This is a genomic window from Neoroseomonas marina (assembly GCF_012927745.1).
GTDB lineage: Bacteria > Pseudomonadota > Alphaproteobacteria > Acetobacterales > Acetobacteraceae > Neoroseomonas > Neoroseomonas marina.
Genome location: NZ_JABBKX010000006.1, coordinates 1 through 19613 on the forward strand (window position 1 = coordinate 1; position 19613 = coordinate 19613).

Consider the following 19613-nt stretch of genomic DNA (forward strand, 5'->3'; position numbering starts at 1 on the left):
CCGCCGCGTGGAGATCGTCCTCCGCTAAGCGGTCGCGACAGCGACTTCGCCTTCACGGGAAGGGGCGCCGAAAGGCGCCCCTTTCTGCGTTCAGGGGGCGGCAAGGGCCGCGAGGCCGGTGGCCCGGACCTCACCCGACAGGCGCAGCGCAGCGCCGTCGATCAGCCCGGCCGCGCGATAGGCTTCAGCGCGCGCGAGGCCGGCGGCGAGAGCGGCTTCGATGGCCGCGGGTTCCAGCGGTCCGACATTCACCGTCACGAGCAGGTCGCCGAGGTCGCTGTCGGGATCGAGGCTGCGTGCAGGTGCCCGCGTCACCGCCGGATGCGCGATGTCGACGGCGTTCGCGATCAGCGTCGCCGCCACATCCGCCGTCGCCGCATCGCGCGCCAGCACCGTCACCGCATCCGCGATGCCGAGGGAGAAGGAACGGCCGTGGCGTCCCGAGGTCGCGATCCCGCCAGGGCGTCGCAGCGTCACCGCGCCATCGAGGCCCAGCGCCGTCGGGTCCGCGACCAGGCCGATCGCGAGGGCTTCGCCCGGCGCGACATGCACCGCGATGTCCCCGCCGTCGTTCACATAGGCGCGGTCCAGTGCAGCGGCCGCGGTCATCGCTGCGAGCACCGCATCGGCCACCGACCCGGCCACGGCTGCCATCGGCGTCACGAAGACCGGCGCGAAGGGGCGGCAGGCCGCGATCATGCGGTGCGCTATGGGATGGTCGACGTGCGGACGCTCGTCCATGGGGCGGCGCAGCTCCCGCAACTCCGCGACGAGGCCCGGCAGGATCGTGGGGAAGAGGCGCAGCGCCGCGGCCTCGGCCGCCTGAACTGCCTCCGGTGCGCCCCAAACGCGCAGCACGACGTCGATCGGGCCGTGGGAAAGATGCAGTCGCCCGTTGGTCAGCCGCTGCGCAACGGGCGGGTCCACGACCTTACCGCGCGAAGGGCCAGGGATTGTCGGGGTGCCAGGTCTCGAGGCGCAGATCCTCGCCCAGGTCGCGCAGCACCTGCTGCACCGGTACGATCTCGTTCACATGCCCGCCGAGGCGCGCGTAGAGCGCGCGCGGCATGGTGAATTCGATCGGCGCGACGATCGCCGGCGTCGGGACGTAGCCGAAGGACAGCTTCGGCATGCGCAGGACGTCCGCCATGACGGTGATGCCGCCGCCGGGCCAGAGATAGACCGGCGCGCCGCCCATGGTGACGCGCGTTTCGCCCCGCGCGACAGATTGCGTCAGCAACACGGGGTTTTCCGTCACGCCCGCGCGCAGCGATCCGCCGGCGCCGGCCATGAAGATGACGGAGCAGAGCGAGGGCTCGCAATTCTCCCCGATGCGATCGACGACGGTGCGCACGGCGGCGGGCATCTCGGCCGGCACGGGCTGCAGCGCATCGTCCAGCACGCAGTAGAGCGCGTGGTCGCCGGTGGTGCTGGTGAACAGCAGGCGCAGGCCTGGCCAGGCCGTCTTCGGGTCGATCTTCTCGATGATCTCGAGCGGGTCGGTGATGTCGGTGCCGCCCCAGCCGAGGCCCGGCTGCGCGACCTGGAAGTAGCGACCCGGCGTGGAGCGCCGCCCGCGCACGCGGATGCCGGCGGGGCGCATGTTCAGCACCTTGCCGGCCTGGTGTTCCGACAGCACGCCGGTGATGTGGTCGTCGACGACAATCACCTCATCGACATGGCCGAGCCATTGCTGCGCGAAGATGCCGACCGTCGCGCTGCCGCAGCCGACGCGCATGCGCTTTTCGGGCGTGCCGTCCACGATCGGCGCGCGGCCGGCCTGCACCACCACGCCGTGGCCGCCGTCGATGGTCATCTCCACCGGTTCGGCATCGCAGAGCTTCAGCATGGTTTCGCAGGTGACGACGCCTTCCTTCTTGCTGCCGCCGGTCAGGTGGCGCACGCCGCCGATGGACAGCATCTGGCTGCCGTATTCGGCGGTCGTCACATGGCCCACCTGTTCGCCGTTCACCCGCACCGCCGCGGCTTCCGGGCCGAGGTGGCGGTCGGTGTCGATCTTCACCTTCACGCCGCAGTAGCTGAACATCCCTTCCGTCACGACGGTGACGGTGTCGACGCCTGCATGCGTGGAACCGACGATGAAGGGTGCGGGCTTGTAGTCGGGATAAGTGGTGCCGGCGCCGACGCCGGTGACGAAGGCGCGCGAGGGATCGAGCAGCTCGCCATCCCATTCGCCCTTCGCGAAGGCGACGACGGGGTGGTTGCCCTCGATCGCCTGGGCGAGCGTCAGGGCAGGATCGGTGCGGACCAGCACGCCGTTCTGGTTGGCGTAGCGCGCGCAGGCGCCGGCACGGCCGGGACGGATGCGGCACAGCACGGGACAGGCATCGCAGCGGATGATGCCGTCACCCTCGGCGGCGCCGAACTTCTCGCTGCGGGCGGCACGCGATGTCATGAGGATGCCTCCGAAGGGCGGGGGGAGAAGAGAACTTCTCCCCCCGGAACCCCCCTCAACCTTCTTTGGCACTTGGCGCTGTCCACGGCCGTCAGACCCCAAAAGCCAAAGAAGGGAGGGGGATCGGGGGAGGTTCTCCTCCCCCGAGCCTTTCCATCAACCGATGCGGCAGCACCGGCACCTCCGTCATCCGCACCCCCGTCGCATGCCGGATGGCCGAGAGGATCGCCGGCGCCGTCGGCACCAGCGCGGGTTCGCCCACGCCTTTCGCGCCGAGGGGGCCTTCGGGCTCGGGGTCCTCGACCAGGTGGATGCGGATGCGCGGCATGTCGCCGGCGGTCGGGATCAGGTAGTCGTGCAGGTTCTCGGTGCGGCCGGGGATGAATTCCTCCATCAGCACCAGGCCGAGGCCCTGCGCGACGCCGCCATGGATCTGTCCGGCGACGAGCAGCGGGTTCACTGCGCGGCCGACATCCTGCGCGACGACGATCTCCTCGACCTTCACCGTGCCGAGCGCGGTGTCGACCCGCACCAGCGCGACCTGCGCGGCGAAGCCGTAGGTCGCATAGGGCACGCCCTGGCCGTCGGCATCGAGCGTGACGGTGGGCGGGTCGTAGCGCGCCTCCGCGGTGAGGTCGGCGTCCAGCGCGACGAGGTCGAGGATGCGCGTGGTGTGCGCGTCGGCGACCGTCAGGCGCGTGCCGTCGAGCGACAGCCGCGCGCCGTCGCCGGCATTGGCCAGCGCGAGGATGCGCGCGCGCAGAGCCTTCGCGGCATCCTGCGCCGCGCGCCCCGACACGAAAGTCTGGCGCGAGGCCGAGGTCTTGCCCGCATCCGGCGTCAGCGCCGTGTCGCCGACGACCTGGCGCAGCGCGGCGATGGGCAGGCCGAGCGCATCCGCGGCGATCTGCCCGATCACCGTCGTGCTGCCCTGGCCGATGTCGACCGCACCGTTGAACAGCGTGAGCGTCCCGTCGCGCGCGAGCGTGATGCGCATGGTGGAGGGGTTGGAGAGCGCGGTGTTGCCGCAGCCGTACCACATGCAGGCGATGCCGGCGCCGAGGCGCAGCCTGCGATGCGTCGCGTTGTGCGCGGCGACGCGGGCAAGCATCGCGTCCCAATCGGCCTTCAGCGCGTCGAGGCAATCCGGCAGCCCGGCCGAGGCGTGCAAGACTTGGCCGGAAGGCGTCGTGTCGCCCTTGCCGATCGCATTGCGCCGGCGGATCTCCCAGCGATCCATGCCGAGGGCGAGGGCGAGGTCGTCGACCAGCGCCTCGGTCGCGATCGCGGCCTGCGGCACGCCGAAGCCGCGGAAGGCGCCGGCCGGCGTGTCGTTCGTGTAGACCGCGCGGGTGCGGTTCAGCACGTTGGGCACGCGATAAGGGCCGGAGGCGTGCACCGGCACGCGGTTCGCGACGGTCGGGCCCCACGAGGCATAGGCGCCGGTGTTGAAGTCGCCTTCGAGCGCATAGGCGGTGAAGCGGCCTTCGGCATCCGCCGCCATGCGGGCGTGCAGGATGGCGGGGTGGCGCTTGGTGGAGGAGGCCATGCTCTCAGCGCGCGAATAGACCATGCGCACGGGCTGGTTCGTCACCCGCGCGGCGACCGCGAGCAGCGGCTGCACCGAGACGTCGAGCTTGCCGCCGAACCCGCCGCCGCAGGCGGTGGGGATGATGCGCACCGACTCGTCCGGCACGCCGAGGACGCGGGCGGTTTCCTCGCGGTCCATCACGGGCGCCTGGGTGCAGGCGGTGATGATCATCGCGCCGTCTTCACCGGGTTGGGCGTAACCGGCTTCGGGTTCGATATAGGCGTGCTCGACGAAGGAAGTGCGGAAGGTGCCGTCGGCGCGAACCGGTGCAGCGGCAAGGGTTGCCTCCGCATCGCCGCGCCGCAGATGGCCGCGCACCAGGATGTTGCCCGGCGCATGGGCGTGGAGTTGCGCCGCATCCGGCGCGAGCGCGGCCGCGACGCCGGACAGGGCGGGCAGGACCTCCCACGCGATCGGCAGGTCGGCGTCGCGCACGGCCGCGACGGCCTCGCGCGTGCCGAGCAGGCCGAGCACGGCTTCGCCGCGGTAGCGGACATAGCCCTCGGCGAAGACGGGCTGGTCCTTGATGTCGGGCATGATACCGAAGGCGTTGCGCCCCGGCACGTCGCGTGCGGAGAGGATCGCGACGAGGCCGAGCTGGTCGCGCGCGGCGTCGAGGTCGCCGAGCGTGAAGCGGGCATGCGCGTGCGGCGAGCGCACTGCGCGCAGCCAGAGCGCATCATCCGGCGCGGCGTCGGCGCCATAGCGCTCGGTGCCCGCGACCTTGGGGGCACCGTCGACACGCGGAAAGGAGGCGCCGACGCGGCCATCCGTCGCAGCGGGCGCGACGTTCCCGCGCGCGACATCCAGCACGGCGTCGATGATCTGGAGATAGCCGGTGCAGCGGCACAGCACGCCGCCGAGCGTGTCCTCGACGGCACGTCGATCGGGCGTCGCGTTACGCCGCAGCAGGTCGAGGGCGGCCATCAGCATCCCCGGCGTGCAGATGCCGCACTGCGCCGCGCCGCGCGCGAGGAAGGCCGCGCGCAGCGTGTCGAGCAGGGGATCGTCGGCCTCTACGGTGGTGATCTCCGCGCCCTCGGCCTGGGCGGTGGCAACCAGGCATGCGCAGACCTGCGCGCCCTCCAGCAGCACGGTGCAGGCGCCGCAATCGCCCGCGTTGCAACCTTCCTTGGTCCCGGTCAGGCCGAGGCCCACCCGCAGTGTGTCCGACAGCGGCGCGAAGGGATCGGCGTCGACCTCGTGGCGCGTGCCGTTGACGGTGAGGGCGGTCATCGCGCGAAGCCCGCGAGCAGATCGCGCAGCAGCACCAGCGCGGCCTCGCTGCGATAGGCGGCCGAGGCGCGCACATCGCCGATCGGCGTGAGCGGGGCGAGATGCGCGGGCTGCGGCACATGCGGCAATTCGGAGGGATGCAGACCGGTCAGCGCGGCCTCGAGCGCCGGCAGGCGCCGCGCGACCGGGGAGCAGGCGCCGACGGCGATGCGGACGTCGGCAACGTGGTCGCCCTCGAGCCGTATCACGCCGGCCGCCATGGCGATGGAGATAACCAGGTAGCGCCGTGCGCCGAGTTTCTCGAAACGGCTGCGCGCGCCGTCGCAGCGGGGGATGTGCAGGGCGGTGACGATCTCGCCCGGCAGCAAGGCTGTGCTCCGATAGCCGGTGAGGAACCGGGCAATGGGCAGTCGCCGCGTCGCTCCGGCCGAAGCCAGTTCCACCTCGGCATCGAGCACCAGCAGGTTCGGGATGCCATCTCCGGCCGGGGAGGCGGTGACGAGGTTCCCCGCGATGGTGCCGCGGTTCTGCACCTGGCGCCCGCCGACCTCCCGCGCTGCCGCGCGCAGCCCGTCGAAGAGCGGCGGCAGAGGCGACTCCGCGATCGTCGTCCAGGTCGTACGCGCGCCGATGCGCCAGCCTTCGGCGGTCTCCGCAATGCCGTCGAGATCGGGCACGGCCGAGAGGTCGAGGATCTCCGGCCGCCAGGGATCGCCCCAGCCCGCGCGCGCGGTGCGGATCGCGTGGATGTCCGTGCCGCCCGCGAGCGGCAGCGCACCGGTCGCGGCGCGGATGGCGAGTGCATCCGCGAGCGTGCGCGGGCGGTGGTAGGCGCTCATGCGGCGCGGCCCTGGCGCAATGCTTCGGTCGCAGCGTTGTCCACCGTGCCGTCCGCGGCGATCGCCACGCCCCACAATGCTCGCGCCTGATCGCGTGTGTAGTAGCCGCGCCGCACGTCGCGCGCGACCAGCGCCGGATCGCGCGCGAAGGGATTGCCGTAGCCGCCGCCGCCGGGCGTCATCACCTCCACCCGGTCGCCGGGCGCAAGCGCGATGCCCTGGTCCTTCGACAAGTGCAGCGGGATGGTGGTCGCGCCGTCGCGATGGATGCGCACGGCGTTCGGCGCGCCGTCGGTGCCGCCGAGCACGCCGGGCGGGCCGAAGCGGCCATGGTCCATGACGAAGGACGCACGTGCCTCGCCGCGCAGCAGCTCGACCTCATAGTGCACGCCGAAGCCGCCGCGATGCGCGCCCGCGCCGCCCGAGGCCTCGCGTAGCGCGAAGCGCGTGAAGAGGATGGGGTAGTATTGCTCCATCACCTCGACCGGCGCGGTCTTGCTGATGCCGATGGTGGAGCAGCCATTGGTCAGCCCGTCCTCCTTCGCATTGCCGCCGTAGCCGCCGCCGGTGATCTGGTACATCACGTAGCCGGCGCCGCGCGCGGGATCGGTGCCGCCGAGGGCGAAATTGCCGGAGGTGCCGGCGGGCGCGGCGGTGACCTCGTCGGGCAGCGCCTGCACCAGGCAGAGGAAGACGGCCTCCGCGATGCGCTGGCTGACCTCCGCGGCGCAGCCGGAGACCGGGCGCGGATAGCGGGCGTCGAGGAAGGTTCCCTCCGGCCGGATGATGTTCAGTGGCGCGAAGGTGCCGGCGTTGATCGGCACGTCGGGGAAGATGTGCTTCACGCCGAGGCAGACGGCGGAATAGGTCGTGGCCCAGACGGAGTTCATCGGCCCGGCGCAGGGATTCGACGAACCAGTGAAGTCGAAGGTCAGCGTGTCGCCTTGGCGCGTCACGGCGAGGGCGATGCGCAGCGGTTCGTTCACCACGCCGTCGGAATCGACGAAGGCCTCGGCGCGCCAGGTGGCTTCGGGCATGCGGCGGATCTCGGCGCGCATGCGTTCGGTGGCGCGGTCGCGGATCAGGGTGATGGCCTCGCGCAGCGTCGCGGCGCCGTAGCGGGCGACCAACTCGCTCAGGCGGCGTTCGCCCACCAGAAGGGCGGCCGCCTGCGCCTTGATGTCGCCGATGCGCTGTTCGGCGACGCGGATGTTGGACTGGATGATGGAGAGGATCTCGCGATCCATCTCCCCGCGCTTGAACAGCTTCACGGGCGGCAGGCGCAGGCCTTCCTGCTCGACCTCGGTCGCGTGTGCGCTGAAGCCGCCCGGGACCATGCCGCCGGTGTCGGGCCAGTGGCCGGTGTTCTGCAGCCAGCAGAACAACGCGCCGTCGACGAAGAAGGGCCTGGCGAAGCGTACATCCATCAGATGCGTGCCGCCCAGGTAGGGATCGTTGACGATGTAGATGTCGCCCGGTTCCGGCGCGGCAACGGCACCTTCGCCGATCAGGCGGATCAGATGGCCGGCGGAATGCTGCATGGCGCCGACGAAGACCGGCAGGCCGCCTTCGCCCTGCGCGATGAGTGCGCCGTCCTGGGCGGCGTAGATGCCGTCGGAGCGGTCGTCGGCCTCGGCGATCACGGGCGAGAAGGCCGATCGCGAGAAGGCCAGGTCCATCTCGTTGCAGACCTGCTGGAGGCCGGCCTGGATGACGGCAAGGGTGAGTGCGTCCATCAGGCGAACAGGTCGGGGGAGTGAACTCCCCCGAACCCCCTCCTTCTTCTGTCCGGGTGCCCGTCCTGCGTCCGGGCACGAATCGTCAAAGAAGGGAGGGGGCCTCGGGGGAGGTTCTCCTCCCCCGACCTTCCTTCCGCCCGTCTCATACGCGCACCCGGAGATTGCCGAGCGCATCGACCACGGCCTCGCTGCCCGGTTCGAGGATGATGGTGGCGTCGGCCTGTTGCAGCACGGCGGGGCCTGGGATGCGCGCGTCCTGGCGCAATGCCTCACGCCGCCAGATGGTCGCCTCGTGCCAGGCACCGTCGGCGTAGAGGCGCCGCGTGCCAAGCCGCGCCTCGCCCCCATCACCGGCGGCGAGCGCACGCAAATCGAAGGCGCGGCGCCGTCCGACGACGCTCGTCGTCAGGTTCACCAGCACGGCGCGGATCTCCGGCAGGCGGACCTGGAAGCGGGCGTGGTAGGCTTCCTCGAAGGCGGCCTGGATCTGGCCGCGCGTCGGTGCGGCGGAATCGAGCGGCACGCGGATCAGATGGGTCTGGCCGCGGAACTGCATCTCGGCGACGCGCTGGACCTCGATGCGCTCGACCTCGGCGCCGCCGGCGGCGACGCCGGACCGCCCGCGCGATTCCTGCGCGGCGAGGACCTCGGCGATCTCGGATTCGGCGATGTCGTCCAGGCCGCGGTTCAGCGTGTTCACCACGTCCTGACGCAGATCGGCGACGAGGCAGCCCAGCGCATTCGTCAGGCCCGGGCGGAAGGGAACGAAGACCTCCGGGATGCCGATCTCGCGTGCGAGCGCGACCGCATGCAGTGGCCCTGCGCCGCCGAAGGCGAAGAGCGCGAAGTCGCGCGGATCATGCCCGCGCGAAAGCGAGACCATGCGGATCGCGCCCGCCATCAGCACGTTGGCCAGGCGGATCACCGCCTCGGCCGCCTGCTCGGGCGTCATGCCGAGCGGGTCGCCGATTTCGCGCGCGAAGGCCTCGCGGACTTCCTCGACGGCGACGCGACGGCCGGTGGCGAGCAGCCCGTCCGGATCCAGCCGCCCCAGCAGCAGGTTCGCATCCGTCACCGTCGGCCGCACCCCGCCGCGGCCGTAGCAGATCGGTCCTGGCGCGCTGCCCGCGCTTTCGGGGCCCACGCGCAGCATGCCGCCGCGGTCGATCCAGGCGATGGACCCGCCGCCGGCGCCGACGGTGCGCACATCGACCATCGGCAAGTGGATCGGCAGGCCATAGGCGATGGAGAGTTCCGCGGACACTTCCGGCACGCCGCCCGCGATCAGCGCGACGTCGGTGGATGTGCCGCCCATGTCGCAGGTGATGGCGTTCCGCACGCCGGATTGCACCAGCGTCGCCGCCGCGGCCATGACGCCGGAGGCCGGGCCGGACATCACCGTCTTGGCAGCCTCGCGCGCCACGGCGCGCGCCGGCACCGTGCCGCCATTGCCGTTCATCACCAGCAGGTCGCGCGCATGGCCGGCTTCCGCAAGGCGATCCTGCAGGTGGCGGATGTAGCGGTCGAGCACGGGCTGCACGGCGGCGTTCACGGATGCCGTGGTGCCGCGCTCGTACTCGCGGAACTCCGAGAGCAGGGAATGCCCGAGCGTCACGTAGTCGTTCGGCCAGATCGCGCGGGCGATTTCGCCAGCGCGGCGTTCATGCGCGGGGTTGGCGTAGGCGTGCAGGAAGTGGATGACCAGCGCCTCGCAGCCCTCGGCCAGCAGGGCGCGCACCTCGCGTTCGACCGCGGCCTCGTCGAGTGGCGTCAGGACATGGCCGCGGGCGTCCATGCGTTCGGCGACCTCGCGCCGCCATTCGCGCGGGATCAGCGGCTCGAAGGATCCGGTCATGCCATAGGCGCGCGGGCGCGTGCGGCGGCCGAGTTCCAGCACGTCGCGAAAGCCGGCCGTGGTGATCAGCCCGACCTTCGCGAGCTTGCGTTCCAGCACCGCATTCGTCGTCGCCGTCGTGCCGTGCACGATCAGGTCGAGCGCGGCGGGCGTCGTGCCCGCGGCCTCGATCGCCACCAGCACGCCGCCGGCCTGGTTCGCCGCCGTGGTCGGCACCTTGGCGATGCGAATGGTGCCGTCGGCTTCCTGCATCACCAGGTCGGTGAAGGTGCCGCCCACGTCGATGCCGGCGATGCGTCTGGCCATGCGATTACACCGTGAGGTAGGCGCGGCGGACATCCTCGTCCGCCTCGAGCGCCGCGATGCCGCCCTGCCAGCGCACGGTGCCCTTTTCCAGGATCAGTGCGCGGTCGGCGACCGCGGCGGCGAAGTCGAGGTTCTGCTCGGAGACCAGCACCGCGATGCCTTCGGCCTTCATGCGCAACACGGCTTCGGCCATCTGCTCGACGATCACGGGGGCGAGGCCCTCCGAAGGTTCGTCGAGCAGCACGGCCTCGGGGTTGCCCATCAGGGTGCGCGCGATGGTGAGCATCTGCTGTTCCCCGCCCGACATGGCGGAGGCGCGACGATGGCGCATCTCGGCGAGGTTGGGAAAGAATTCGAAGAGCCGTTCCGGCGTCCAGGGTGCGCGGCCGGCCGGCGCGGTGCGGCGGCCGACCTCGAGGTTCTCGGCCACCGTCAGGTCGGTGAAGATGCGCCGTTCCTCCGGCACGTAGCCGAGGCCGAGGCGCGCGATGCGGAAGGGGGCGTGGCCGGTGATGTCCTGCCCCGCGAAGCGGATCGATCCGCCGCGTGGGGTCAGCAGCCCCATGATGGCCTTGAGCGTGGTGGACTTGCCCGCGCCGTTGCGGCCCATCAGCGCCGCGACCTCCCCGCGCGCGAGGTGGAGTTCGACGCCGAACAGGACCTCGGCGGGGCCGTAGCCGGCGCGCAGGCCCGTGACGTCGAGCACGCGGTCATCCATGCGCGGCCCTCCGCGCGCGGGCGGCGGCGCGCGTGCCGGAATGGCCGAGATAGACGCGCTGCACCTCGGGGTCGGCGCGGACCTCCTCGGGCGTGCCGCGCGCGATGATCTCCCCGCGCACCAGCACCAGGATGCGGTCGGCATGGGCGAAGACGGCGTCCATGTCGTGCTCGGTGAAGAGCACGCCGATGCCCTCGCTGCGCGCGATGCCGGCGACGAGGGCCATGAGCGCGGCGCGTTCCGCCGGCGCCATGCCCGCGGTCGGTTCGTCCATCAGCAGCAGGCGCGGGGCGGCGGCCAGAGCGATGGCCAGTTCCACGCGCTTCACGTCGCCATAGGCGAGTTCGCCGACCGGGCGATCCGCCTGCGCCGCCATGCCGACGCGATCGAGCAGCGCGAGCGCCGCGTCGCGATGCATCGCCGCCGCGTCCGCCAGCAGCTTCCGCGTCTGCCCGTGATGCGCGATCAGCGCCATCTGGACATTGCCGAGCACGGTGAAGGACAGGAAGGTCTGCGCCACCTGGAAGGTGCGGCCGACGCCGAGGCGGCAGACCTCGCGCGGCGGCATGCCGGTCACCTCCTGCCCGGCGAGCGTCACGCGCCCGCCATCGGGCTTCAGCTGGCCGCCGACCATGTTGAAGGTGGTCGACTTGCCGGCGCCGTTCGGACCGATGATCGCCAGCATTTCCCCGGCGTTCAGCGCGAAGGTGACGTCCTTCGCGGCGAGCACGCCGCCGAAGCGCTTCGTCAGCCCCTCGGCCGCCAGCAGCGTCATGCCGGACGCCTCCGGAGAGAGGCCCAGGCGCCGGCCAGGCCGCGCGGGAAGACGAGGACCATGGCGATGATCGACAGTCCGAGGAACAGCCTCCAGTGGTCGGTCAGCGGCATGAAGAAGTCCTTCACCGCGTGGAAGGCGGCCGCACCTGCGACCGGACCGAGCACCGACTGGATGCCGCCGAGCAGGATCATGGACAGGAAGTCCACGCTCAACGGTATGCCGAGCAGCGTGGGATCGATCGACCCCTTCGAGAAGGCATAGAGCCCGCCCGCCAGCCCCGCCGCCGCACCGGCGAGGGTGAAGCCGAGCCAGCGATGCGTCCGTACGTCGACGCCGATCGCATCCGCCCGCTGCGCCGAATCCCGCGCCGCGCGCAGCGTCGCGCCGAAGGGTGCGTGGATGACGCGGCGGAGGAAGATGATCGCCGCGACCGTCAGCGCCGCCGTCAGGTAGTGATAGACCTCGCGCGACGCCGCCCAGCGCGAGGGCCAGACGCCGACCAGGCCGTTGTCGCCGCCGGTCACCTCGACCCACTGGAACACCACGGCATAGGCGATCTGCGCGAAGGCCAGCGTCAGCATCGCCAGGTAGATGCCTGACAGCCGCACGACGAAGAAGCCGAACAGCGCGGCGAAGGCGCCGCCGACGATCGGGGCGGCGACCAGCGCGGGTTCCATCGGCAGCCCCGCCTTTGTCACCAGCAGCCCCGCGCCATAGGCGCCGAGCCCGAAATAGGCCGCATGACCGAAGGAGACGATGCCGCCATTGCCGACCAGGAAGTTCAGCGAAAAGGCAGCGAGTGCCAGGATCAGCACCTCGGTGCCCACCTTCACCGCATAGGCGTCGACCAGCGGCAGGGCGAGCAGCGCGAGCAGCGCCACCCCCGCCAGCACCTTGCCCGCGAGGTCGAGCGGTCGCGGATCGAGGATGCCCTCCGGCAGTACGGCGCGGCCCGCCGCGGCCTCGGGCTTGCCGAACAGGCCCCAGGGCTTCACCACGAGCACGGCAGCCATCAGCAGGAAGACCAGCACCAGCGTGATCTTGGGGAAGACCAGCACGCCGAAGGCCTGCAGCAGCCCGATCAGCAGCGCCGCGACGAAGGCCCCCGGCACCGATCCCATACCGCCGATGACGGTGACGACGAAGGCCTCGGTGATGATGGACAGGTCCATCTGCGCGCTGGCCGAGACGCGCGGGATTTGCAGCGCGCCACCGAGGCCCGCCAGCGCGGCGCCGAGGAACAGCGTGCCGGTGAACAGCATCGCCTGGTTCACGCCGAGCGCGCCCACCATCTCGCGATCCTGCGTCGCGGCGCGGATCAGCACGCCGAAGCGCGTGCGGTGCATCAGCAGCCACAACAGCGCGAGGACTGTCGGCCCGACGAAGATCAGGAACAGCTCATAGGCCGGGAAACGCTGGTCGAGGATATAGACGCCATGCCGCAGCCCCGGCGCGCGCGGGCCCGGGATGTCGACCGGTCCCCAGACCAGCAGCACCAGGTCCTGCACGATCAGCACCACGCCGAAGGTGGCGAGCAGCTGGAACAGCTCCGGCACGCGGTAGATGCGGCGCAGCAGCAGCACCTCCATCACCACGCCGAGCGCACCCACCGCCAGCGCCGAGGCCAGTACGCCCGCGAAGAACAGCGTCGGCGAGCGGTCGAACTCCAGCAGCCAGGGGACGATCGTGACCGCGAGATAGGCCCCGAGCATGTAGAAGGAGCCATGCGCGAAGTTCACGATGCGCGTGACGCCGAAGACGATCGTCAGTCCGGACGCGATCACGAAGAGCGATGAGGCGCTGGCCAGGCCCGACAGGGCCTGGACCAGCAGGAAACTCCATTCCACGGATCGTCAGGCGGAACGGCGCGCCGCGCGGACCTCGTCCTCGGGGAACATGTAGTCGGCGCCGTCTGCGTAGCGGAAGTTCTTCATCGTGCCGCGATTGCCGCGCAGCGTCGTTTCCCCGACCCAGGCGCCGAGCGTGCCCTGGTGGTCGATGCCGCGCATCGTGACCGGCCCCACGATGGTATCGGACCGCAGGTCGGCAAGGCCATCGACCAGCGCCTCCGTGTCCAGCGCGTTCACCTTGTTGAGCAGGGTGGCGATGATCTGCACCGTGACATAGCCGAGCACGGAACCCAGCCGCGGCGTGTCGTTGAAACGGCCGCGATAGGCTTCGACGAAGGGCTTGTGCGCGGGCGGGCTGTCCACCTGTTCCCAGGGATAGCCGGTGACGATCCAGCCTTCCGGCGTCTCCTCGCCGAGCGGGATCATGTATTCCGGCTCGCCGGTCAGCAGGGAGACGACGGTGCGACGTTCGAACAGGCCGCGCGTGTTCCCCTCGCGGACGAAGGCGGTCAGGTCCGGGCCGAACAGCACGTTGAAGATGCCGTCCGGACGGGACTGCGCCAGCGCGCCGACCGTCGCGCCGGCATCGACGCGGCCGAGGGCGGGGAATTGCTCGGCCACGATCTCGGCATCCGGGATGGCGGAGGGCAGCAGGCGCTTGAAGTTGGCCGCGGCGGACTGGCCGTATTCGTAGTTCGGCGCGACGATCGCCCAGCGCTTGACCGTCTTGCCGCGGATCGCCTCGACCAGCATCCTGGTCTGCATGTAGGTCGAGGGCCGCACGCGCCAGGTGTACCGGTTGCCCTGCGCCATCGTGATGGCGTCGGTCAGCGGCTCGGTCGCGAGGAACAGGCGCTTGCGCTGGTTCGCGAAATCCGCGACCGCGAGGCCGACATTCGACAGGAAGGTGCCCGCGAGGAAGGCGACGTTCTCGCGCGTCAGCAGCTCCTCGGCCACGCGCACGGCGTCGCCGGGCGTCGATCCGTCGTCGCGGAACACGAACTCGATCCGCCGTCCGCCCATCACGCCGCCGGCGGCATTCACCGTATCCTGCGCCAGTTGCATGGCGTTGCGGTAGGGCACGGCGAAGGCCGCCATGCGCGAATAGGAATTGAGTTCCCCGATGCGGATCGGGGCGGGCTGCGCGAAGGCCGGGCGTGCCAACGGCGCGACGGCCAGCGCGCCGAGGGCGCGGCGGGAGACGGTGAAGCGCGGCATCCGGAGGCCTCCTGATAGGTCCCTGTCGCGGGGATGATCGGTGCGGTCGCGCTGCAGCGCAATGGGGTCGTTCCGCTTGACCAGCCGCGAGGGTCCATGCCTTTGTCGGACCCGGAATGGATTATGCCGCGGAGCTGCCCGACCTGATCGCCGCCATCGCCTCGGGCGAGCGGCGCGCGCTGCGCCTGGTCTACGAACGTCAGTCGGTGCGGCTGTTCGGCGTGGCCAATGCGATCCTGCGCGACCGGGACGCCGCCGCCGATGCCTTGCACGACGCCTTCGTGAAGATCGCGCGCCGCGCCGGCCAGTTCGACCCCGCGCGCGGCAGCGCGGAAGCCTGGCTCGGGTCCATCGTGCGCCACGCCGCGCTCGACCTGGTGCGTGCGCGGGGTCGCGAGATTCCGACCGATGACCCCGGCCTCGGCGACGAGGCGATCGACCCGGAGGCGGAGGAGCGCCTCACCGCGACCGAGGACGGGCGGCGGCTGCGGGAGTGCCTCGCCGGGCTCGAGCCCAAGAACCGCGACGGGATCATCCTCGCCTATGTGCACGGCCTGTCGCATGCGCAGATCGCGGCCCGGCTCGCCCTGCCGCTGGGCACGGTGAAGTCGTGGATCCGGCGCGGCCTGCTGGCGCTGCGGGAGTGCCTCGCATGATCCCGACCGATCCCGTGGAACGCGACGCGCTGGCGGCGGAATACGTGCTCGGCACGCTCGAGGCGCATCGCGCGCGCCAGGTCGCGCGCGCGATGGAAACCGACGCGGCGCTGCGGGACGCCGTGGCGGCCTGGGAGGCGCGGCTCGCGCCGCTCGGCGACCTGACGACGCCGGAAGCGCCACCGCCCGGACTGTGGGAGCGCATCGCCGCCGCGCTCGGCGGTCCGCCGGCCGAGGCGCCCGCGCCTGCGCCGCCCCCGGCGCCGCGCCTCTGGCGGTTTTGGGCGATCGGGGCGAGCGCCGTGGCGGCGGGCCTCGCGGCGCTGCTGGTGCTGCGCCCGGCGCCGGAGCCGCGGCTGATGACCGTGCTGCTGACCCAGCGCGACCAGCCGGCCTGGCTGGTCGAGGCCGAGGGTGGTGCGCTGCGCCTCGCCGCGCTGAACCCGCAGCCGGTGCCGGCCGATCGCGTCATGGAGCTGTGGGCGCTGCCCCAGGGGGCAACGGCGCCGACCTCGCTCGGCCTGCTGCCCGGGCCCGATGCGCGCCTGACCGTGACGCCGGCCCGGATCCGGCCGGAGCCGGGGATGCTGATCGAGATCACGCTCGAACCGCCGGGCGGTTCGCCGACCGGGCGGCCGACCGGGCCAGTGCTCTTCATCGGGCGGCTTTCACCGGCGCGGGGCACCTGAGATTTTTTCCGCGCGCCCTGCATCCGGGCGCGCATCCGGCCCGTAAGGCGGTCAGCGGGGCCAGACACGGCCCTGCGGGACGAAGGAATGACCGCCATGACGACCACCCTCCGCCTGGCCCTCGCGGCCTTCGGGACGATCGCCGCCGCGCAGGCCGCGCAGGCCGCGACGATCATCGGCCTGACGGCCGACAACGCGCTGGTGTCGATCGACAGCGAGGCGCGCCGCGCCGCAGCACCCGTGCGCATCACCGGCGCGGAGGGTCGCGTGCTCGGCATCGACCAGCGGCCGCAGGATGGGCGGCTGTATGGCGTGACGGATCGCGGGCAGATCGTGACCATCGACCCTGCCACGGGACGCGCGACGCAGGTCAGCCGGCTCAACACCGAATTCACCTCGGGCGGGCGCGCGGTGGTGGACTTCAACCCGGTCGCCAACCGCCTGCGCCTGATGGGCATGAACGGCACCAACCTGCGCGTGAACGTCGATACCGGCGAGGCGGCACGCGACGGGGAGCTGAAGTATGCCGCCGGTTCGCCCCATGCCGAGACGACGCCGCGCATCGTCGCCGGCGCCTACACCAACAGCGTCGCCGGCACGCAGGCGACGGCGCTCTACACCATCGACACGCTGACGCGGTCCTTCAACCTGCAGGCGCCGCCGAATGACGGCGTGCAGCAGCCGCGCGGCCAGGTGGCCGAGATGCTGCCGCCCGGCGTCGCCTTCGACATCCTGCCCGACGGGCAGGGCGGCAATGCGGGCTACCTGCTCGCCGGCCGCGTGCTGCACATGGTCAACCTCGAGACCGGCGCGGCGCGGGCGGCGGGCGAGGTCGCGAACCTGCCGGCCGTCGAGGTGATCGACATCGCCGCCATGCGGTGATCCGGGCGCGCCCCTGGGCGGGCGTGACTGCCCTGGCTGCGGCCCCCCAAGCCGCCCCGCCCTACCCGGGGGAAAGCGCAGGATCCGCGCCCGCATCCCACGAGATGCGGGCGCGGCGCCGTTCAGCCGGCGAGCACGCGCCGCGCGACGACGTCGAGCTTCGCGAGCATGTCCGGATCGCGCCGGTCCGGCGCGGTGATCAGCGCGTGTTCCAGCGCGCGGTCGCAGCCGGCGGGGCAGGGACCACGCGGCGCGCCGAGCCGCGGCACCACCGCCTTCACCAGCGCGCGCGCCTTGTCGGCGTTGGAGAAGAGGACCTTCACCACCTGCTCGACGGTGACGTGGTCGTGGTCGGGGTGCCAGCAGTCGAAGTCGGTCACCATCGCCATGCTCGCGTAGCAGAGCTCCGCCTCGCGGGCCAACTTGGCCTCGGGCATGTTGGTCATGCCGATGACGTGGCAGCCCCACTGGCGATAGAGCAGGCTTTCCGCCTTGGTGCTGAACTGCGGGCCTTCCATGACGAGGTAGGTGCCGCCGCGGCGCACCGGGATCGCGATCTCCTCCGCCGCCGCTTCCAGCGCGTCCGACAGGCGCGGGCAGACCGGGTGCGCGACCGAGACATGCGCGACGCAGCCGGTGCCGAAGAAGGATTTCTCGCGCGCGAAGGTGCGGTCGATGAACTGGTCGACGATGACGAAATGCCCGGGCGGCAGGTCCTCACGCAGCGAGCCGACCGCCGAGAGCGAGATCAGTTCCGTGCAGCCGATCCGCTTCATCGCATCGATGTTGGCGCGGTAGTTGAGCGCGGAGGGCGGCGTCGGGTGCCCGCGACCGTGGCGCGGCAGGAAGGCGACGCGCACGCCGGCGAGGCCGCCGGTCAGGATCTCGTCCGAGGGATCGCCCCAGGGGGTGCGGACCTTGATCCATTTGCGGTCCTCGAGCCCGTCGAGGTCATAGACGCCCGATCCGCCGATGAAGCCGATCATGGGGGTGATGGTGTCGGACATGGAAAGGACTCCGGGTGCTGCGCGACGCCCGTTTAGCGCGGGGCGCGGCCCGTGCTAAGCGGGCGGCATGACGTTCCGCGCCGCCGCCCGAGTCCTTCTGCCCGCCCTGCTGCTGACCCTGGCGCTGGCGGCTTGCGGGGACCGGTCGCAAGAGCGCGAGGGGCTGGGACCGCGCGGGACGGCGTTGCCGCCGCCGGATCCGGTCACGGGTGCGGCGCGGACGGCGCTGCCGGGGTCGTAGGCCGGACGCAGCCCTCACCCGTCCAGAACGTCGTCCTCGGGCTGGCGGCGCGCGCGATGCGCGTCGATCCAGGCCGCGACGGGCCGCAGCACGACGTTCACCGCCAGCACCAGCGCCGCGACGACCAGCGCCGCGACAAATTCCCGCGCCCCGATCAGCAGGCCGAGGATGGCGACACACCAGATCGTCGCCGCATCCCCCAGCCCCGTCACGTTGCGCCCGGCCTTGATGATGGCTCCGGCGCCGAGGAAGCCGACGCCGGTCGCCACCGCGCCGAAGGCGTTGCCCCAGCCGATCTCCGGCACCTTCGCGAGGATCAGGCAGGCGAAGCCGGCACAGGCCAGTGCCACCAGCGTGCAGGTGCGGATGCCGACCGAACTCGTGCTGATGCCGCGTTCGATCCCAATCGCCGCACCGGCCACGAAGGCAACCAGCAGCACGACGCCTGTCCCGAGATCGGGCCCGAGGGCCGTCAGCCAGGCGTCGAGCGCGGCGTTCACACGTTGAACCGGAACAGCATCACGTCGCCGTCCTTCACGACGTATTCCTTGCCTTCGACCCGCATCTTGCCGGCTTCCTTGGCACCCTGCTCGCCGTTCAGCGTCACGTAGTCGTCGAAGGCGATGGTTTCGGCCGCGATGAAGCCCCGCTCGAAGTCGCCATGGATCACGCCGGCGGCCTGCGGGGCCTTCATGCCCTTCAGGATGGTCCAGGCGCGGGCCTCCTTCGGCCCCACCGTGAAGTAGGTGATCAGGCCCAGTAGCGCGTAGCCGGCGCGGATGATGCGGTCCAAGCCGGAATCCTCCAGCCCGAGCGAGGCCAGGAACTCCGCCCGGTCGCCTTCGGGCATCTGGCTGATCTCGGCCTCGATGGCGGCCGAGACCACCACCGCCTGCGCGCCCTCGGCCTTCGCCTTGGCGAAGACGCGTTCGGACTGCGCGTTGCCGGTCGCAGCGCTGCCTTCGTCGACATTGGCGACATACAGCACGGGCTTCGTCGTCATCAGCTGCAGCCGCGACGCCGCCGCTTCCTCGCCCTTCGGCACCGCGGTGCGCGCGGGCCGGCCGGCCTCGAGCGCCGCCTTGATCGGTTCGATCAGCGCCATCTGCGCGATCGCTTCCTTGTCCCCGCCGCGCGCGCGCTTCACCAGGCCCTGGGCGCGCTTCTCGAGGCTGTCGAGGTCGGCGAGCATCAGCTCCGTCTCGACCGTCTCCGCATCGCGGATCGGGTCGATGTTGCCCTCGACATGGGTGATGTCGCCGTCCTCGAAGCAGCGCAGGACGTGGACGATCGCGTCCACCTCCCGGATGTTCGCGAGGAACTGGTTGCCGAGGCCCTCGCCCTTCGAGGCGCCGCGCACCAGGCCCGCGATGTCCACGAATTCCAGGCTGGTCGGGACGATCTTCTGGCTCTTGCCGACGCGCGCGAGGTCGTCGAGCCGCCGGTCCGGCACCGCGACGCGGCCGACATTCGGCTCGATGGTGCAGAACGGGTAGTTCGCGGCCTGAGCGGCCGCCGTCTGCGTCAGCGCGTTGAAGAGAGTCGACTTGCCGACGTTGGGCAGGCCGACGATGCCGCAATTGAAACCCATC

16 protein-coding genes are annotated in these 19613 nt (G+C 71.5%); 3 read left to right on the forward strand and 13 right to left on the reverse strand.

The annotated features are described in order from the left end of the window. Positions 1-90: 90 nt before the first annotated feature. From GWK16_RS16575 to GWK16_RS16620, 10 genes are all read right to left on the reverse strand, one after another. Complete coding sequence (locus tag GWK16_RS16575) at positions 91-927, reverse strand: UPF0280 family protein (protein ID WP_170055101.1); 837 nt, start codon at positions 925-927, stop codon at positions 91-93. 4 nt (positions 928-931) lie between these two features. Next, complete coding sequence (locus GWK16_RS16580; RefSeq protein WP_170055102.1) at positions 932-2416, reverse strand: 6-hydroxynicotinate reductase; 1485 nt, start codon at positions 2414-2416, stop codon at positions 932-934. A 91-nt stretch (positions 2417-2507) separates the two neighbouring features. Further along, positions 2508-5243: a molybdopterin-dependent oxidoreductase gene (locus GWK16_RS16585; protein WP_170055103.1), complete on the reverse strand. Its 2736-nt coding sequence runs from the start codon at positions 5241-5243 to the stop codon at positions 2508-2510. Next, positions 5240-6082, reverse strand: a complete 843-nt coding sequence (locus GWK16_RS16590) for an FAD binding domain-containing protein (RefSeq protein WP_170055104.1) — start codon at positions 6080-6082, stop codon at positions 5240-5242. Before GWK16_RS16590 ends, GWK16_RS16585 begins: the two co-directional genes overlap by 4 nt. Next, positions 6079-7818 carry a hydantoinase B/oxoprolinase family protein gene (locus tag GWK16_RS16595; protein WP_170055105.1) on the reverse strand — a complete coding sequence of 580 codons (1740 nt, stop codon included), beginning with the start codon at positions 7816-7818 and terminating at the stop codon, positions 6079-6081. Before GWK16_RS16595 ends, GWK16_RS16590 begins: the two co-directional genes overlap by 4 nt. 145 nt (positions 7819-7963) lie before the next feature. After that, the gene (locus tag GWK16_RS16600) at positions 7964-9982 is read right to left on the reverse strand and encodes a hydantoinase/oxoprolinase family protein (protein WP_248291441.1); all 2019 of its coding nucleotides are present in this window, start codon (positions 9980-9982) and stop codon (positions 7964-7966) included. Positions 9983-9986: 4 nt separating this feature from the next. Next, on the reverse strand, positions 9987-10700 hold the full coding sequence (locus GWK16_RS16605) for an ABC transporter ATP-binding protein (RefSeq protein ID WP_170055107.1): 714 nt from the start codon (positions 10698-10700) through the stop codon (positions 9987-9989). Next, positions 10693-11475, reverse strand: coding sequence for an ABC transporter ATP-binding protein (locus GWK16_RS16610; RefSeq protein WP_168043456.1), 783 nt, complete (start codon positions 11473-11475; stop codon positions 10693-10695). The genes GWK16_RS16605 and GWK16_RS16610 overlap by 8 nt, the downstream gene beginning before the upstream one ends. Further along, positions 11472-13325 carry an ABC transporter permease subunit gene (locus tag GWK16_RS16615; protein WP_170055108.1) on the reverse strand — a complete coding sequence of 618 codons (1854 nt, stop codon included), beginning with the start codon at positions 13323-13325 and terminating at the stop codon, positions 11472-11474. The genes GWK16_RS16610 and GWK16_RS16615 overlap by 4 nt, the downstream gene beginning before the upstream one ends. A 6-nt stretch (positions 13326-13331) precedes the next feature. After that, positions 13332-14546, reverse strand: coding sequence for an ABC transporter substrate-binding protein (locus tag GWK16_RS16620; protein ID WP_170055109.1), 1215 nt, complete (start codon positions 14544-14546; stop codon positions 13332-13334). 116 nt (positions 14547-14662) lie between these two features. Here GWK16_RS16620 and GWK16_RS16625 point away from each other — a divergent pair, with 116 nt between their 5' ends. The 3 genes from GWK16_RS16625 to GWK16_RS16635 all read left to right on the forward strand — a co-directional run bounded on the left by GWK16_RS16625 (position 14663) and on the right by GWK16_RS16635 (position 16773). After that, positions 14663-15202 (forward strand): sigma-70 family RNA polymerase sigma factor, encoded by a 540-nt coding sequence (locus GWK16_RS16625; RefSeq protein WP_170055110.1) that lies wholly within the window; start codon positions 14663-14665, stop codon positions 15200-15202. Next, positions 15199-15891 carry an anti-sigma factor gene (locus GWK16_RS16630; RefSeq protein ID WP_170055111.1) on the forward strand — a complete coding sequence of 231 codons (693 nt, stop codon included), beginning with the start codon at positions 15199-15201 and terminating at the stop codon, positions 15889-15891. Before GWK16_RS16625 ends, GWK16_RS16630 begins: the two co-directional genes overlap by 4 nt. Positions 15892-15987: 96 nt before the next feature. Beyond that, positions 15988-16773, forward strand: coding sequence for a DUF4394 domain-containing protein (locus GWK16_RS16635; RefSeq protein ID WP_170055112.1), 786 nt, complete (start codon positions 15988-15990; stop codon positions 16771-16773). Between the two features lie 122 nt (positions 16774-16895). Here GWK16_RS16635 and GWK16_RS16640 read toward each other — a convergent pair whose 3' ends face one another. From GWK16_RS16640 to ychF, 3 genes are all read right to left on the reverse strand, one after another. Continuing rightward, positions 16896-17780, reverse strand: a complete 885-nt coding sequence (locus GWK16_RS16640) for an S-methyl-5'-thioadenosine phosphorylase (RefSeq protein WP_170055113.1) — start codon at positions 17778-17780, stop codon at positions 16896-16898. A gap of 255 nt (positions 17781-18035) precedes the next feature. Continuing rightward, on the reverse strand, positions 18036-18521 hold the full coding sequence (locus tag GWK16_RS16645) for an MgtC/SapB family protein (RefSeq protein ID WP_170055114.1): 486 nt from the start codon (positions 18519-18521) through the stop codon (positions 18036-18038). Further along, positions 18518-19612 carry a redox-regulated ATPase YchF gene (gene ychF, locus GWK16_RS16650; protein WP_170055115.1) on the reverse strand — a complete coding sequence of 365 codons (1095 nt, stop codon included), beginning with the start codon at positions 19610-19612 and terminating at the stop codon, positions 18518-18520. The genes GWK16_RS16645 and ychF overlap by 4 nt, the downstream gene beginning before the upstream one ends. Between the last annotated feature and the right edge of the window lies 1 nt (position 19613).

Excerpts from the sequence above, each read along its gene's own strand:
- GWK16_RS16580 (WP_170055102.1), bottom strand. The coding sequence starts at position 2,416 with ATGACATCGCGTGCCGCCCGCAGCGAGAAGTTCGGCGCCGCCGAGGGT.
- GWK16_RS16585 (WP_170055103.1), bottom strand. The coding sequence starts at position 5,243 with ATGACCGCCCTCACCGTCAACGGCACGCGCCACGAGGTCGACGCCGAT.
- GWK16_RS16590 (WP_170055104.1), bottom strand. The coding sequence starts at position 6,082 with ATGAGCGCCTACCACCGCCCGCGCACGCTCGCGGATGCACTCGCCATC.
- GWK16_RS16595 (WP_170055105.1), bottom strand. The coding sequence starts at position 7,818 with ATGGACGCACTCACCCTTGCCGTCATCCAGGCCGGCCTCCAGCAGGTC.
- GWK16_RS16600 (WP_248291441.1), bottom strand. The coding sequence starts at position 9,982 with ATGGCCAGACGCATCGCCGGCATCGACGTGGGCGGCACCTTCACCGAC.
- GWK16_RS16605 (WP_170055107.1), bottom strand. The coding sequence starts at position 10,700 with ATGGATGACCGCGTGCTCGACGTCACGGGCCTGCGCGCCGGCTACGGC.
- GWK16_RS16610 (WP_168043456.1), bottom strand. The coding sequence starts at position 11,475 with ATGACGCTGCTGGCGGCCGAGGGGCTGACGAAGCGCTTCGGCGGCGTG.
- GWK16_RS16620 (WP_170055109.1), bottom strand. The coding sequence starts at position 14,546 with ATGCCGCGCTTCACCGTCTCCCGCCGCGCCCTCGGCGCGCTGGCCGTC.
- GWK16_RS16625 (WP_170055110.1), top strand. The coding sequence starts at position 14,663 with ATGGATTATGCCGCGGAGCTGCCCGACCTGATCGCCGCCATCGCCTCG.
- GWK16_RS16630 (WP_170055111.1), top strand. The coding sequence starts at position 15,199 with ATGATCCCGACCGATCCCGTGGAACGCGACGCGCTGGCGGCGGAATAC.
- GWK16_RS16635 (WP_170055112.1), top strand. The coding sequence starts at position 15,988 with ATGACGACCACCCTCCGCCTGGCCCTCGCGGCCTTCGGGACGATCGCC.
- GWK16_RS16640 (WP_170055113.1), bottom strand. The coding sequence starts at position 17,780 with ATGTCCGACACCATCACCCCCATGATCGGCTTCATCGGCGGATCGGGC.
- ychF (WP_170055115.1), bottom strand. The coding sequence starts at position 19,612 with ATGGGTTTCAATTGCGGCATCGTCGGCCTGCCCAACGTCGGCAAGTCG.